At 73.1% G+C, this 14,391-nt stretch carries 13 protein-coding genes; 6 read left to right on the top strand and 7 right to left on the bottom strand.

What is annotated here, in order from left to right:
* The coding region (locus tag L7D48_RS16145) for a PspC domain-containing protein (protein WP_237880143.1) at positions 1 to 1,486 on the bottom strand (1,486 nt) is incomplete at its 3' end.
* 95 nt (positions 1,487 to 1,581) lie between these two features.
* On the opposite strand from L7D48_RS16145, the gene L7D48_RS16140 reads away from it, so the two are divergent.
* Together L7D48_RS16140 and L7D48_RS16135 are read left to right on the top strand one after the other, a co-directional pair.
* Positions 1,582 to 2,871, top strand: coding sequence for an ATP-binding protein (locus L7D48_RS16140; RefSeq protein ID WP_237880142.1), 1,290 nt, complete (start codon positions 1,582 to 1,584; stop codon positions 2,869 to 2,871).
* A 10-nt stretch (positions 2,872 to 2,881) separates the two neighbouring features.
* Positions 2,882 to 3,568 (top strand): response regulator transcription factor, encoded by a 687-nt coding sequence (locus L7D48_RS16135; protein ID WP_237880141.1) that lies wholly within the window; start codon positions 2,882 to 2,884, stop codon positions 3,566 to 3,568.
* 60 nt (positions 3,569 to 3,628) lie between these two features.
* Here L7D48_RS16135 and L7D48_RS16130 read toward each other — a convergent pair whose 3' ends face one another.
* Positions 3,629 to 4,552, bottom strand: a complete 924-nt coding sequence (locus L7D48_RS16130; RefSeq protein WP_237880140.1) for an AraC family transcriptional regulator — start codon at positions 4,550 to 4,552, stop codon at positions 3,629 to 3,631.
* A gap of 90 nt (positions 4,553 to 4,642) precedes the next feature.
* On the opposite strand from L7D48_RS16130, the gene L7D48_RS16125 reads away from it, so the two are divergent.
* Positions 4,643 to 5,467 (top strand): NAD(P)H-binding protein, encoded by an 825-nt coding sequence (locus L7D48_RS16125; RefSeq protein WP_237880139.1) that lies wholly within the window; start codon positions 4,643 to 4,645, stop codon positions 5,465 to 5,467.
* 99 nt (positions 5,468 to 5,566) lie between these two features.
* Here L7D48_RS16125 and L7D48_RS16120 read toward each other — a convergent pair whose 3' ends face one another.
* Both L7D48_RS16120 and L7D48_RS16115 read right to left on the bottom strand, forming a co-directional pair.
* Complete coding sequence (locus tag L7D48_RS16120; RefSeq protein ID WP_237880138.1) at positions 5,567 to 6,130, bottom strand: dihydrofolate reductase family protein; 564 nt, start codon at positions 6,128 to 6,130, stop codon at positions 5,567 to 5,569.
* 107 nt (positions 6,131 to 6,237) lie between these two features.
* Entirely contained in the window at positions 6,238 to 6,846 is a 609-nt protein-coding gene (locus tag L7D48_RS16115; RefSeq protein ID WP_237880137.1) for a Uma2 family endonuclease, read from the bottom strand.
* A gap of 242 nt (positions 6,847 to 7,088) precedes the next feature.
* Between L7D48_RS16115 and L7D48_RS16110 the strand changes: the two genes are divergently transcribed.
* Entirely contained in the window at positions 7,089 to 7,556 is a 468-nt protein-coding gene (locus L7D48_RS16110; RefSeq protein ID WP_237880136.1) for a hypothetical protein, read from the top strand.
* Between the two features lie 24 nt (positions 7,557 to 7,580).
* Here the strand turns inward: L7D48_RS16110 and L7D48_RS16105 are convergent, their stop codons facing one another.
* Together L7D48_RS16105 and guaA are read right to left on the bottom strand one after the other, a co-directional pair.
* Positions 7,581 to 8,171, bottom strand: a complete 591-nt coding sequence (locus L7D48_RS16105) for a Uma2 family endonuclease (protein ID WP_237880144.1) — start codon at positions 8,169 to 8,171, stop codon at positions 7,581 to 7,583.
* A gap of 133 nt (positions 8,172 to 8,304) precedes the next feature.
* Positions 8,305 to 9,894 carry a glutamine-hydrolyzing GMP synthase gene (gene guaA, locus L7D48_RS16100; RefSeq protein WP_237880135.1) on the bottom strand — a complete coding sequence of 530 codons (1,590 nt, stop codon included), beginning with the start codon at positions 9,892 to 9,894 and terminating at the stop codon, positions 8,305 to 8,307.
* Positions 9,895 to 10,216: 322 nt separating this feature from the next.
* On the opposite strand from guaA, the gene L7D48_RS16095 reads away from it, so the two are divergent.
* Both L7D48_RS16095 and L7D48_RS16090 read left to right on the top strand, forming a co-directional pair.
* On the top strand, positions 10,217 to 10,513 hold the full coding sequence (locus tag L7D48_RS16095; RefSeq protein ID WP_237880134.1) for a chorismate mutase: 297 nt from the start codon (positions 10,217 to 10,219) through the stop codon (positions 10,511 to 10,513).
* A 654-nt stretch (positions 10,514 to 11,167) separates the two neighbouring features.
* Positions 11,168 to 12,349, top strand: a complete 1,182-nt coding sequence (locus L7D48_RS16090; protein WP_237880133.1) for an LAETG motif-containing sortase-dependent surface protein — start codon at positions 11,168 to 11,170, stop codon at positions 12,347 to 12,349.
* A 99-nt stretch (positions 12,350 to 12,448) separates the two neighbouring features.
* On the opposite strand, the gene L7D48_RS16085 is transcribed toward L7D48_RS16090, so the two are convergent.
* On the bottom strand, positions 12,449 to 14,323 hold the full coding sequence (locus L7D48_RS16085) for a GMC family oxidoreductase N-terminal domain-containing protein (RefSeq protein ID WP_237880132.1): 1,875 nt from the start codon (positions 14,321 to 14,323) through the stop codon (positions 12,449 to 12,451).
* Positions 14,324 to 14,391: the final 68 nt, after the last annotated feature.

Here is a 14,391-nt window from a genome sequence, read left to right as displayed (position 1 = left end):
CCGCCACCCCGTCCGGCAGGTGCTGCACGATCACGGCCTCGCCCACCCCGACGCGGACGGTCAGCCGCAGCGTGCCTCCCGGACCGCCGTCCTCGGCCGGGGGCAGTGTGCGCCGCTCGGCGATCCCGATGCCGCCTCCCTGCGCGGTCCCCCAGCCGCCGTCCCCGGGCGGTCCGGCGAGCCGGTAGCCGCCGACGCCCACGTCGACGGTCAGCTTCACCTCGACGTCGTGGGGGACGGTGATCCGCGCCTCGCCCGCGCCCAGGTCGAGCACCGTGCTCAGCGTCCGGCCCTCGCCCGGACTCGCTCCCGAGAGATCGAGCAGGGCCGAGCCGGTGCCCAGTTCGTACCGCTCCTCGACCGCCGCCGCGCTCGCCGGGCTCCACGCCCGGTCGGCCCAGTCGGTGGTGATGTCCCTCGGCAGCAGCATCGAGCCCGCCAGCAGCAGACCGGTGCACATGATCGCGAAGAACGTCCCCCCGCCGATCCGCCCGTAGAAGACGGTGACCAGCGCGCCCAGGGCGAAGACGCCCAGCGCCGAACCGAGGCCGACGGAGAGCGCGACGCCCAGCGGCTGCGTGTGCCAGACGGCGCCGGCGCCGATCACCGCTGCGGCCAGGGCCAGCAGGAAGAGCGGGCCGCCGATGGACCGGCGCCCGCGCGGCGCGCCGGGCCGGCCGGGGCCGGTCCCGTCCCCGCCCGGCGTCTCCTTCCCGTACGGCGCCTCCTTCCCGTACGGCGCCTCCTTCCCGTACGGCGCCTCCTTCCCGTACGGCGCCTCCTTCCCGTACGGGGGCGCGCTCGCGTACGGGGACGCTCCCGCGTACGGGCCGACGGACGGCTCGTCCTCCGGCCCCCACAGGTACCCGGTGTCCGCCGGCGTCTGCGGCGGCCCGTCCTTCGTCAGCGGCTCGCGCCACCACGACGGCCCGGCCGGCGCGGGCGGGGCCTGGGCCTCGGGGGGCGCGTCGGCGACGGCGTGCGCCGTCATCGGGTCCGCCGGGCTCCCCTGTTCCTCCGCGGTGGCGGTGCGGCGTCGGTGCCGGGACCAGTAGGCCGCCCCGGCGACGGCCCCGGCCAGCAGCACGGAGAACGTCTGCGTACCGCCGTCACCGCCGCCCAGCGAGTTCAGGAACAGCCCGCTGCCGACGAGCGCGCACAGCACCGCGCTCAGCGTCGTGCCCTCCACCCGGCCCGACAGCAGCCGCCGACCCTCGTTCTCGTCCTCGCCCTCCAGCGGGACGAGCAGCCAGGCGAAGCCGTAGAAGAGCAGGCCGAGCCCGCCGACGACCGACAGCACGGCCAGCGGCACACGGAAGATCACCGGGTCGAGGTCGTGGTGGCGGCCCAGGCCGCCGCACACCCCGGCGACGACCTTGTGCCGGCGGCTGCGGGTGAGCCGCGCGGTTTCCGGGGCCCGAGGGGTTCCCGGGGCTTCCGGCGCGTCCGGCCGGGGCTCGCCGGAGGGCGGCTGGGCGTCTTTCATGGGGACCATGGTGGCGTGCCGCCCGCCCCGGGGACATCAGGGGGCGTCCCGGAGGCGACCCTGAGTTCTCCGGGCCGGATCAGGGACCGACCCTGATGCCCCGCGCCACCCGTCCGTGTGACGATCGTGCCGTGACCACCACCGCCCCGCCGCCCGCCGCCGAGTCCCCACCCCTGCGCAGGCTCTACCGCAGCTCCGAGGGAAGGCTGCTCGGCGGTGTCGCACGCGGGCTGGCCGGGCACCTGGGCGTACCGGTCTCCTGGGTGCGGATCGTCTTCCTCGTGCTGTTCATGACCAACGGGCTGGGCGTCCTGCTGTACGCCGCCTTCTGGTTCTTCGTGCCGCTGGGCGCGGGCGGCGTCGAGGCCGCGCCGAGGCAGGCGGACGGTCCGCGGCATGTCCGCAGGCCCGGCAAGGGCCAGCTCCTGGCGGTGCTGGTCCTGGTCGTGGCACTGGGAGCCCTGGGATCCAACCTCCAGTTCGGCGAGGCGAACGCCTACGTCTGGCCGCTGCTGCTGGCCGGGGTCGGCGTGGCCGTCGTCTGGCGGCAGGCGGACAACTCCCGGCGGGCCCACTGGGCGGAGGTCAGCCGCCGCAGGCGGCTGCTGCCCATCGCCCGCAGCGCTGCGGGCGCCCTCCTGGTCGGCGTGGGCATCACCGGCTTCGCCGTCACCCGGGGCCTGGGCCCGCACCTGGGCACGGTGCTCCAGGCGTCGCTGGCACTGCTGGTCGGTACGGCGCTGCTGGCCGGCCCGTATCTGGTCCGCCTCACGCAGGATCTGTCCGAGGAGCGGCTGATGCGCATCCGGGCACAGGAGCGGGCCGAGGTCGCCGCCCACGTCCACGACTCGGTCCTGCACACCCTCACCCTGATCCAGCGCAACGCGGACAACCCCCGCGAGGTGGCCCGTCTCGCCCGCGCCCAGGAGCGCGAGCTGCGGGCCTGGCTCTACAAGCCGAGCGGCACGGGCAGGGACGAGGAGGAGGAGCCGGACACCCTGGCCGACGCGGTGCGGGCGGCGGCCGCCGAGGTGGAGGACCACCACGGGGTGCCGGTGGAGGTGGTCTGCGTCGGCGACTGCCCGCTGGACGAGAGGCTGGGCGCACAGCTCCAGGCCGCCAGGGAGGCGATGGTCAACGCCGCCAAGTACGGTGGCGAGGGCGGCCCGGTGCAGGTCTTCGCCGAAGTCGAGGGGCGTACGGTCTTCGTCTCCGTGCGCGACCACGGCCCCGGCTTCGACCTGGAGTCGGTGCCGCCGGACCGGATGGGCGTGCGGGAGTCGATCATCGGCCGGATGCGGCGCAACGGCGGCACGGCGGTGCTGCGTTCCGCCCCCGAGGGCGGCACGGTGGTGGAGCTGGAGATGGAGAGGGCGGACACATGAGGGCGGAAGCATGAACGAGGAGCAGCACCGGGAGCAGCGCCGGGCGCGGGTGGTCCTGGTGGACGACCACCGGATGTTCCGCACGGGCGTCCAGGCGGAGATCGGGAACACCGCCGAGACCGGGGTCGAGGTCGTCGGCGAGGCCGCCGACGTGGACCAGGCGGTCACCGTCATCACCGCGACCCGCCCCGACGTCGTCCTGCTCGACGTCCACCTGCCCGGCGGCGGCGGGGTGGAGGTGCTGCGCCGCAGCGCCACGCTGATGGCCGACCCCGAGCGCCCGGTGCGCTTCCTGGCCCTGTCGGTCTCGGACGCGGCCGAGGACGTCATCGGCGTCATCCGCGGCGGCGCACGCGGTTACGTCACCAAGACGATCACCGGTGCGGACCTGGTCAGGGCGGTCTTCCGGGTCGCCGAGGGCGACGCGGTGTTCTCGCCGCGCCTGGCGGGCTTCGTCCTGGACGCCTTCGCCTCCACCGACGCCCCGCCGGTGGACGAGGACCTGGACCGCCTCACCCAGCGCGAACGCGAGGTGCTGCGCCTGATCGCGCGCGGCTACGCCTACAAGGAGATCGCCAAGCAGCTGTTCATCTCGGTCAAGACCGTCGAGAGCCATGTCTCGGCGGTGCTGCGCAAGCTCCAGCTCTCCAACCGCCACGAACTCACCCGCTGGGCCACGGCCCGCCGCCTGGTGTGAGGCCTTCCGGTGCCGCCGGCCGGCCCGGAACCCCGCCTCGGCGCGGCACCACCGTCGCGTCTACGCCGGTGAGCACTCGGTTCCGACGAGGCCGGGGCCCGGGCGGCAGGCCTCGCGGTACCGGCTGGGGCTCACACCGTGGAACCGTTTGAAGGCCGCGCTGAAGCCGAACGCGTCCGCGTAGCCGACCCGGCGCGCCACCGCGGCGACCGTCGTGGTGGGTTCCGCGGTCAGCAGGTCGGCGGCCAGGGACATCCGCCACTCCGTCAGGTAGGTCAGCGGCGGCTCGCCCACCAGCCTGGTGAACCGGCCGGCCAGCGTCGTGCGCGACACCCCCGCCTCGGCGGCGAGGGCAGCCAGTGTCCAGGGCCGGTCCGGTGCGGCGTGCATCGCCCGGAGTGCCGGGCCGGCGACCTCGTCGCCCAGCGCGCGGAACCAGCCGTCGGGCACGGCCTCCGGCCGGTCGAGCCAGCCTCTCAGCGTGCACACCAGCAGCCAGTCCAGCAGCCGGTCCTGCACGACCCGCCGGTCCGGCGGGCAGGCGGCTGTGACCTGCGCCTCCAGGGCTTTCAGGAGCGTCAGGCACTCCTGGCCGCCGGGCACCACCAGCACCGGCGGCAGCACTCCGAGCAGCCGCTGCGCGGTCCTGCCCGGCGCACGGTACGTGCCGGTCACCAGCACCGTGCGGCCGGGCGGCTCCGTGGCCGCCGCCGGACCGGGCGGTGCGGACCGGCCGGTGAGGACGAAAGGTTCCGGACCGCGCACGATCGCGGCGTCACCGGCCCGCACCCGCTGCGGCTCCCCGCCGTCCCCGCCCGCCTCCGCCCCGGGGCCGGAGACCCACACCTCGCCCCGCAACGGCGCGCACAGTGTCAGAGAAGCCCCGTCGGTGAACCGCAGTGCCCACGGTGGCGACATCTTCGTCCGCCTGAAGTCGGCGCCGTTCGCGCGGATGCCTCGCAACAGATCGTCGAACGGGTCCATGCGTGTCACCGTAGCGCCCCGGACGATCGGACATGGTTCGCGTACGACGGGCCATGTCCCGCCCCGTACCGTGCCGGTTGACTGGCGGTCATGACGACACACACGGATGTGATCCTGGTTCTGGGGGCGACGGGCAAGACCGGGCGCCGCCTGGTGAGCACGCTGCGGGTGGCGGGCCACCCCGTGCGGGCGGCGTCCCGCTCCGGTGAGGTGCGGTTCGACTGGTTCGACCGGGAGACATGGGCCACCGCCCTGGGCGGGGCGGCGGCCGTGTATCTGGTGGCTCCCGGAGACCCGGCACCGGTCCGGCCCTTCGTCGAGCAGGCGGTCGAGGCGGGTGTCCGCCGTTTCGTGGCGCTATCCGGACGCGGAATCGACCGGATCCCCGCGGGTCTCTTCCAGGGCATGGCCGCCGCCGAGCGGGCCGTGCGCGACTCCGGCGCGGAGTGGACGGTCATCCGGCCGAACAACTTCAGCCAGAACTTCGACGAGGACTTGTGGCACGCCCCGCTGCGGGCCGGCCGGCTGGCCCTGCCGATCGGCTCCGTGCCGGAACCGTTCGTCGACGCCCAGGACGTCGCCGCGGTGCTGCTGACCTCGGACGGCCACCACGGCCGGGTGTACGACCTCTCGGGCCCCCGTGCTCTCACCTTCGGCGCGGCCGTGGAGACGATCGCCGCGGCCGCGGGCCGGGCCATCCGCTACGAGGAGCTCACACCGCGGGAGTACCGGGCCGAGCTCCTGGCCGAGGGTGTGCCGGAGGAAGCCGTCGAGGAACTCGACGCGATGTTCGCCGCGATGCGCGCCGGGCACCTCGCCGAGCCCGGCGACGGGGTGCAGCGGGTGCTCGGACGCGAGCCGGTCGACTTCGGCGCCTACGCCTCCCGGGCCGCCGCGGCCGGTGCGTGGTCGTAACCGGGAGGCGGACTCCCCGCGGGCTCCGCGGCCCGGCCCGGCGACCGTGCGCCGCGCGGACCCCCGTCCCGCGCGGCGCGTGGTGGACGTCCGCGCCGATCAGGACCGCTTCGGCTCGTAGTGCAGCGCGGTGATCCCGCAGTCGAACGGCCGGACGGTGACGAGGCTGAGCCGGTGGTGGGAGCCGGTGTCGGGGAAGACGGGCGTCCCGGTGCCGAGCGCGACGGGGTTGACGAACAGGTGGAGTTCGTCGAGCAGGTCCCGGGCGATCAGGTTCCGCACGAGGGTGCCGCCCCCGTAGGTGATGATGTCCCCGCCCGGCCGCTCCTTCAGCCGGTCGACGGTCTCGGTGAGGTCGCCGCCGGCGACCGCGACGTTCTCCCAGGGGGACTCGGTCAGGGAGTCGGAGATCACGGTCTTGGGCGTGTTGTTCATCCAGGCGATGGACTCCTCGGTCTCGCCCTCGGGGCCGGCCGCCCAGGTCGGGATGAACCCCTCGGCGAGGCGGCGGCCCAGCACGATGTGGTCGACCGGCTTGGTGAGCGCGTCGATGTAGGCGCCGATGTCGTCGGTCCAGGGGAACGTCATCCAGTCCATCTCGCCGTTCGGTCCGGCCATGTAGCCGTCGACGCTGACCTGGACCTGGAGCTTGAACCTGCGCATGGCTGTTCCCTTCGGATCCGCTCGGGCTGATTCCGTGTCAGGGGAGAAGTTAGGGGCCACCACTGACAACGACCCCGAAGGCGAATCACGGGCGGGCCGTGCCCGGATCACATCCGGTCGATCGCGGTGAGGTCGATGTCGATGCCGAACGGCTCGGTGAGCGTCAGCCGCCCCTCGTGGACGCCGGTGAGGACGTACGCCCCCGCTCCCGGGTCGAGCCGGTGGACGTGGACCACCGGGCGGCGGCCCGTACCCTCCTCCACCAGCCAGAAGTGCGGGATGCCCGCCCGCGCGTAGAGCTGGGGTTTGCGTTCGCGGTCGCGGATCGCCGAGTCGGGGGCGACGGTCTCCACGACCAGCACCACGTCCCGGGCTTCGTAGCGGTTGGCCTCCAGCCCGCGCACGGCCTCGGCGCGGAGCACGGACACGTCCGGCTCGGGCGCCTGCCCGGGGCCGAGCACCACGATCATCTCCCGCCGCACCCGCAGATGTGCCGGGCAGGTACGGCGCAACCCCTCCACCAGCAGGGAGTTGGCCAGCGAGTGGTACGCGCTCTGCCGGGCACGGAAGACCAGGGCGCCGTCGACGAGCTGGGTGTGGGACGGGAGGTCGGTCAGGCGGAAGAGGTCGTCGACGGTGAAGCCCCGGTGCGGGGGCCGCAGCCACTCGGGGAACGGCTCGTCGTCGACTCCGTTTGCGGTCGCCACATCGTCCATGCCGCCATGGTGATCACCCCTCCGGTACGACTTGCCGCAAACCCCCGTGCCGCCGCTCGAAGGGGTGAGTAGTAGCACCGGAATTGACGGGGGCTCGCGCACCAGCTTTGGGGGCGGAACCCGCAGCGCGACGCACACGCAGCGCTCCGGTCGGCCGATTACTTTTCCCCGCCCGTCCAGTCATACGGGCGGCGTCACGGAGACGCGGACACTCCATGGCACAACGGTGGAAAGGAACGAGCATGACGGAGAACGCCGAGCACACGGAGAGCACCGGCGGCGCCCCGGCCCCCCGGCCCGACGAGCGGATCAGGGCGCTGGACCGGCTGACCGGCTCCTGGCGGGTGACCGGCGGCGCGGAGGGCACCGTCGTCTACCGGTGGATGGAGGGCGGCTTCTTCCTCCTCCAGGAGGTCGAGCTGGAGCAGTACGGGCAGCGCGTCACCGGACTGGAGGTGATCGGCCGGGAGAAACCCTTCGGCGCGGAGGAGCCGGGCGAGGACATCCGCTCCCGCTTCTACGACGGCCGGGGCAACACCTTCGACTACGTCTACGAGCTCGACGGGGACACCCTGACCATCTGGGCGGGCGAGAAGGGCTCCCCCGCGTACTTCCGGGGCACCTTCGACGCCTCGGGCGACGTCCTGACCGGCGCCTGGGTCTACCCCGGCGGCGGTGGCTACGACTCGGTGATGACCAGGATCGGATGACCGGCCGGTCCGCGGCCGACCGGTCTACAGCCGGTCGATCGCGGTGAGGTCGATGTCGATGTCGAAGGGGACGGTGAGCTTCAGCCGGTCGTGGTGGATGCCGGTGGGCACATAGCCGCGCGTCGCGGGCTCCAGCTCGAAGACGTAGACGACCGGGCGGCGTCCCGTCCCCTTCTCGATCCGCCAGAAGTGCGGGATGCCCGCCTCCGCGTAGAGCTGCGGCTTGCGCTTGCGGTCCCGCTCCTCCGAGTCCGGCGAGACGACCTCCGCGGCGAGTACGACGTCCTCGGCCCGGAAGCCGGTCTCCTCGGCCTCCTCGGTGACGCCTTCCGCCCTCAGCACCGAGAGGTCCGGTTCGACGCGGTTGCGCCTGCCCAGTACGACGGCCATCTCCCGGCACACCCGCAGCTCGCCGGGAACGGTCTCGTGGAGTCCCCTCTCCAGCAGGAACATCGCCAGCGAGTGGAAGTACTTCTGCGGGCTCACGAAGACCAGGCTCCCGTCGATCAACTCCGTGTGGGGCGGGAGGTCCGGGATGCGGTCGAGATCGTCCGCGGTGTAGCCGTCCGGCGGCGGCACGGGCCACGAAGAGGTGGGCAGCGGCTCGGCGGTCATGGTTCCTCCCATGCACGGGATTCTCGGCCTCACCCCAGCGTATCGACCCGAAAACGCCCGCGCCGCCGCTCGAAAGGGTGAGCGGCGGCGCGGACGTTGACGTTCAGGGACGTTCAGGAGGGCGCGGGGGGCGTCACTCCCACTCGATGGTCCCCGGCGGCTTGCTGGTGACGTCCAGCACCACTCGGTTGACCTCGGCGACCTCGTTGGTGATGCGGGTCGAGATGCGGGCCAGCGTCTCGTACGGCAGGCGCGTCCAGTCGGCCGTCATCGCGTCCTCCGAGGAGACCGGGCGCAGCACGATCGGGTGTCCGTAGGTGCGTCCGTCGCCCTGGACGCCGACGGAGCGGACGTCGGCGAGCAGCACCACCGGGCACTGCCAGATGTCGCGGTCCAGCCCGGCCGCCGTCAGCTCCTCGCGGGCGATGGCGTCGGCCTCGCGCAGCAGGTCCAGGCGCTCCTTGGTGACCTCGCCGACGATGCGGATGCCCAGGCCCGGGCCGGGGAACGGCTGGCGGTGGACGATCTCCTCGGGCAGGCCCAGCTCCTGGCCGACCATCCGGACCTCGTCCTTGAACAGCTTGCGCAGCGGCTCCACCAGCTGGAACTGGAGGTCCTCGGGCAGTCCGCCGACGTTGTGGTGGGACTTGATGTTGGCGGTGCCGGTGCCGCCGCCGGACTCCACCACGTCCGGGTAGAGGGTGCCCTGCACCAGGAACTCCACGGCCTCCTCGCCGGAGCCGGCCTCGGCGACGATCTCGCTCGCGGCCTGCTCGAAGACGCGGATGAACTCCCGGCCGATGATCTTGCGCTTCTCCTCCGGGTCGGAGACTCCGGCCAGCGCGTCCAGGAAGCGCTTCTCGGCGTCCACCACCTTGAGCTGGACGCCGGTGGCGGCCACGAAGTCCTTCTCGACCTGCTCGGATTCGCCCTTGCGCATCAGCCCGTGGTCCACGTACACGCAGGTCAGACGCTCACCGATGGCCTTGTTGACCAGGGCGGCGGCCACCGCGGAGTCCACGCCGCCGGACAGGCCGCAGATGGCGCGCTTGGTGCCGACCTGGGCGCGGATGGCCGCGACCTGCTCCTCGACGACGTTCGCGGCCGTCCAGGTCGGCTTCAGGCCCGCGCCCCGGTAGAGGAAGTGCTCCAGCACCTGCTGGCCGTGCGTGGAGTGCATCACCTCGGGGTGGTACTGCACGCCGTACAGCCTGCGCTCGTCGTCCTCGAAGGCGGCGACGGGGACGCCGTCGGTGGAGGCGGTGACGGTGAAGCCCTCGGGAGCGGCGGAGCAGGCGTCGCCGTGCGACATCCACACCGACTGCTCGGCGGGGGTGCCCTCGAAGAGGGTGGAGCCGGGGCGGGTGACGGTCAGGGCCGTGCCGCCGTACTCGCGGCGGCCGGTGTTGTCGACGGTGCCGCCCAGCGTCTGGGCCATCAGCTGGAAGCCGTAGCACATGCCGAAGACGGGCACCCCGGCCTCGAACAGCGCGCGGTCGATGCCGGGCGCGTCCTCGGCGTACACGGACGAGGGGCCGCCGGAGAGGATGATCGCCTTCGGGTTCCTGGCGAGCATCTCCGCCACCGGCGTGGTGGAGGGGACGACCTCGCTGTAGACCCGGGCCTCGCGGACGCGGCGGGCGATGAGCTGGGCGTACTGCGCGCCGAAGTCGACGACGAGGACGGTGTCCGGGACGTCGGGCGCGGTGGGCTCTGATGCCACGGGGCTGGCTGCCTTTCGGCGTGGATCTGGGCTGGGAAAGCCCAGTCTACCGGGGGTGCGCACCCGACCGGCCGTCTCACCATCCGGCCCTCCGCCCGCCCCGCTCCGCCTCCGGGTGCATACTGGACCGCATGTTCGCGCGGACCTTCTGGTTTACCTATGGCACCGGCCCGGCCGGCTGCCACGGGATGCCGCACGCCGCGTGAACGACTGACGAGCGAATTCCCCAGGCGCCCCGGGCCGGTCAAGGCCCGGGGCGCCTGCCGTGTCCCCGGGACGCGAACGGCACCGGGCGCGACGACCCCAGGAGGGACGTACGGCCATGGCCACCACCACCCCCACCCCTGCCCCGACCGAAGCCGGTACCGCAGCCGCAGCCGACGAGCGGATCGCACAGGACCGCGAGCGGATCGACGAACTGGACCGCCGGATCATCGATCTGGTGCGAGAGCGCATGGAGGTCTCCGCCCGCGTCCAGCGGGCCCGGATCGGCGCGGGCGGGCGCCGGGTGAACCTCTCGCGCGAGATGGAGATCCTCACCCGCTACCGCGAGCGGCTGGGCCGGCCGGGCACCTCGCTGGCCATGACCCTGCTGGAGCTGTGCCGCGGACGCGTCTGAGCCCACCGGGCCCATCCGTGCCCCGCCGGACACCCCCGCTCCCCGCACCCGCTGCGCACCTCACCGGGAAACGACCACCCGTACGGCGCATTACCACGGCGGGGCACCGTCGTTGGACCTGACGACCCCAGAGCCGGCCGGGCGCCCGGAGGCGTGGGGAGCGCATCGGAGCGATGAGACGCCGTCCTCCCCCGGGAGGTGAGGACCGGGCGTCGTGGGACCTCGCTCCGGTGCAGTGGCCGGACGGCAGGGGACAGCGGTCCGGTCACGACCCAGCGGTCGGTCCCCGGGACGCCGGGGACCGACCGCTCCGCGGTTCCGCCTTCGCCGCCTCACCGGCTTTACCGCGTCCACCTGTGGAAACGGTCCGGACGAACGAGAGACCCGAAGGGTTGCGCGGCCTTCCGTCACGGATTCGCCACACGGGCAACACACCCCGGCGTGACATACGACACACCGAAACCTGGGTGAGAGTGGGCAACTGCCCGCTTCCGCCCCCTATGCGGCGCCGGTCCGGACGCGGCGCCGGTCACGGGCTCGAGAACACATCCGCGGAAGCTCCCGCTCCGCCCGTACTCTGCTGCCAGCCCGACGCGCCGACTGCGCGAAGGCTCCCTTCACCTTCCCTTTCGCCTCAAAACAGATGAGGTACCCATGAAGCTTCGCCGTGCTCTTGCGGCCGCCGCCGCCACGGCCGTCATCGCCCCCGTCGCGCTGCTCGCTGCGCCCGCCGCGTACGCCGACGACCACGAGACCACCTCCGTGGAGAACACGGAGAACCCCGCCCCGGAGAAGACCGAGGGCGACGGGACCGAGCCGCCCGCCGCGGACGACAGGACCGAGGGCGACGACACCGAACCCCCGGCCGCGGGCGACGGCGACGAGACCGAGGAAGACGGGACCGAGGAAGACGGGACCGAGCCCCCGGCCACGGGCGACGACGAGACCGACGCCCCGGGCGACGGCCAGGACGGGGAATCCGACGCCCCGGGCGACGGGGACCAGAACCCCGACACCCCGGGTGACGGGGACGAGAACGACGAGGACGACGAGGACAAGGACTCCGACGCCCCCGGCGACGACGAGGGCAAGGAGGGGGAAGAGGAGGAGGAAGCCCCCTTCCAGTGCGCCGTCGGCGAGGACGGCGAGGAGATCTACGACATCAGCGAGGACCTCAAGACCTCCCTGGTCGGTCTCCCCGACACCGTCGTGGCGGGCACCGGCTGGAAGAACTTCGAGTTCCGGATGCACAACGGCGGCAAGGGCGCCATCAAGGACGTCGCACCGTACATCACCGTCTTCTCCGGTGACGAGGACAACGACTACTCCGCCGGCTTCACCCTCGAGGTCCACAAGGCCGAGACCGGCACCTGGCAGGTCGTCGCCGACGAGCTCGGCGCGGGCGGTTACTTCGAGCCGGTCACGCTGAACGCCGGGGAGACGCGCACCCTCAAGCTGCGCATGAGGATCGACGGCGGTGTGCCCAGCTCCCTGGGCATCGCCATCGGCGCCGGCGAGTACTCCGACGAGCGCGGCTGCTGGATCTCCGACGACGACAACGGCTGGGCCTACTTCTTCAAGGTCCTGGGGAAGGGCGCGTCCGCTCCGAAGCCCGGCGAGTCCAAGCCCGAGCCGCAGACCGGTGGCACGAAGCCGGTCAGCTCGGACAAGGTCACCAAGGTCGACACCGCCGGCCAGCTCGCCGAGACCGGTTCCTCCTCCGTGCTGCCGATGTTCGGTCTCGCGGGTGCCGCGGCCGTGGCGCTGGGCGCCGGGGCGATGTACGTCGTGCGCCGCCGGGGCGGCGCCGGGGCGGACACCTCCGCCGCCGCGTGACGGTGTGAACGCCGCGACGGCGTGAGCGTGCAGCCACACCGTACGCGCGCATGTGAGAGGGGGGAGCGGCCGGGCCGCTCCCCCCTCTCGCGCGTCCGCTCAGGCCTCGGCGGCCCCGGCGGACTCCGCCGCGTCCGCCGTCTCCGCCTCCGGCGCCGTCCGCTTCGGCGGAACGGCCGGGACCGGCAGCACCACCGGCAGCCGCAGCGCCGCGAACGCGTCCTCGGGCACCGCCGGGGCCCGGGGCGGCACCACGGGTACGCGCACGTAGCCGGCGCCCTGCTCGGGGCGGGGGTCGGCCTCGCCCTTGTTGGGCCACAGGGACATCGCCCGCTCGGCCTGGGCGGTGATGGTCAGTGACGGGTTGACGCCGAGGTTGGCGGAGACGGCCGCGCCGTCCACCACCGAGATGCCCGGGTGGCCGTAGAGCCGGTGGTAGGGGTCGATGACACCCTCCTCGGGCGAGGCGCCGATCGGGCAGCCGCCCAGGAAGTGCGCGGTCAGCGGGGTGCCCATCAGCTCGCCGACGTTCGTGCCCGGGAAGCCGCCTATCTCATCGGCGACGAGCCGCGCGGCCTCGGCGCCCTCGGGGATGTGGTCCGGGTTGGGCGCGCCGTGGCCCTGCTCCGCCGTCAGCAGGCCCTTGCCCAGGCCCTTGGGCTTGCGGTAGGTGGTCAGGGAGTTGTCCAGGGACTGCATCACCAGACCGATGATCGTCCGCTCCGACCAGCGGTAGTTGGACAGCGTCCGCGCGGCCTGCACGGGGTGGCGCAGGCAGTGCGCCAGGAAGGCCAGCGGCCTCGGCGCGCGGCCGTAGGGCACCTGGAGGACGGAGAGGGTGCCCATGGCGTTGGAGCCCTTGCCGTAGCGCACCGGCTCGATGTGGGTGTTGTCGTTGGGGTGGATGGAGGAGGTGATGGCCACCCCCTTGGTGAAGTCCAGTTCCGCGTCCGGTCCGTGCTTCCTCCGGTAGCGGCGCGGGGAGGTCATCGCGCCGACCAGGGCCTCGGAGTTGGTGCGGGTCAGCTCGCCCAGTCTCGGGGAGATGTGCGGCAGCAGGCCGGTGTCGCGCATCCGGTGCAGCAGCGTCTGGGTGCCGTAGGTGCCGGCGGCGATCACCACCTTCCGCGCGCGCAGCACCGTGCGCCTCCCCCGGCGCTTCCCGGTGCGCACCGTGGTCACCCGGAAGCCTCCGGCGCCGTCCTCGGTCACCTCGGTGACGGTGGTCATCGGGTGGATGACCGCGCCGGCCTTCTCGGCGAGGTACAGGTAGTTCTCGTTGAGGGTGTTCTTGGCCCCGTGCCGGCAGCCGGTCATGCACTCGCCGCATTCGGTGCACGCCCGGCGGGCCGGACCCGCGCCGCCGAAGTAGGGGTCGGGCACCTCCTCGCCCGGGGCGGCCCTGACCTCGCCCCCCGCGTCCTCGCCGTCGCCGAAGAAGACCCCCACCGGCGCCAGGTGGAAGGTGTCGCCCACGCCCATCCTCCCGGCCGCGGCCTTCAGGTGGACGTCCGACGGCGTCACCGTGGGGTTCAGCCGTACGCCCAGCATCCGCTTGGCCTGGTCGTAGTACGGCTTCAGCTCCTCCTGCCAGTCGGTGATGTGCCCCCACTGCCGGTCGGCGAAGAAGGCCGGCGGCGGCACGTAGAGGGTGTTGGCGTAGTTCAGCGAACCACCGCCCACCCCGGCCCCGGCCAGGATCATCACCTTGTCCATCAGATGGATGCGCTGGATGCCGTACAGGCCCAGCGCCGGGGCCCACAGGTAGTTCCTCAGGTCCCAGGAGTTCCTCGGCAGCGTCTCGCGGGTGAAGCGCCGCCCCGCCTCCAGCACCCCGACCCGGTAGCCCTTCTCCGTCAGCCGCAGCGCGGACACCGAACCGCCGAAACCGGAACCGACCACGATCACGTCGTAGTCGTACGGCTGCGGCGGGCCGGACGGCTGCTGCGCTGCTTCGTCCTGCGGTCGGGACACGGGGACCTCCGGTGGTGCGTATCGGTTCCGGGGAAGGAGGCGGAAGAGGGGCGGGAGCGGGGAACGGG

The sequence above is a fragment of the Streptomyces sp. ICN903 genome, assembly GCF_022015835.1.
In the GTDB taxonomy this organism is placed as follows: Bacteria; Actinomycetota; Actinomycetes; order Streptomycetales; family Streptomycetaceae; genus Streptomyces; species Streptomyces fenghuangensis.
The sequence above is the reverse complement of the archived record's forward strand: the minus strand, read 5'-3'. Positions and strand labels throughout refer to the sequence as shown.

Coding starts and splice junctions, on each gene's coding strand:
- L7D48_RS16090 (WP_237880133.1), top strand. CDS start 11,168: ATGAAGCTTCGCCGTGCTCTTGCGGCCGCCGCCGCCACGGCCGTCATC.
- L7D48_RS16125 (WP_237880139.1), top strand. CDS start 4,643: ATGACGACACACACGGATGTGATCCTGGTTCTGGGGGCGACGGGCAAG.
- L7D48_RS16130 (WP_237880140.1), bottom strand. CDS start 4,552: ATGGACCCGTTCGACGATCTGTTGCGAGGCATCCGCGCGAACGGCGCC.
- L7D48_RS16135 (WP_237880141.1), top strand. CDS start 2,882: ATGAACGAGGAGCAGCACCGGGAGCAGCGCCGGGCGCGGGTGGTCCTG.
- L7D48_RS16140 (WP_237880142.1), top strand. CDS start 1,582: ATGCCCCGCGCCACCCGTCCGTGTGACGATCGTGCCGTGACCACCACC.
- L7D48_RS16095 (WP_237880134.1), top strand. CDS start 10,217: ATGGCCACCACCACCCCCACCCCTGCCCCGACCGAAGCCGGTACCGCA.
- L7D48_RS16110 (WP_237880136.1), top strand. CDS start 7,089: ATGACGGAGAACGCCGAGCACACGGAGAGCACCGGCGGCGCCCCGGCC.
- L7D48_RS16120 (WP_237880138.1), bottom strand. CDS start 6,130: ATGCGCAGGTTCAAGCTCCAGGTCCAGGTCAGCGTCGACGGCTACATG.
- L7D48_RS16115 (WP_237880137.1), bottom strand. CDS start 6,846: ATGGACGATGTGGCGACCGCAAACGGAGTCGACGACGAGCCGTTCCCC.
- L7D48_RS16105 (WP_237880144.1), bottom strand. CDS start 8,171: ATGACCGCCGAGCCGCTGCCCACCTCTTCGTGGCCCGTGCCGCCGCCG.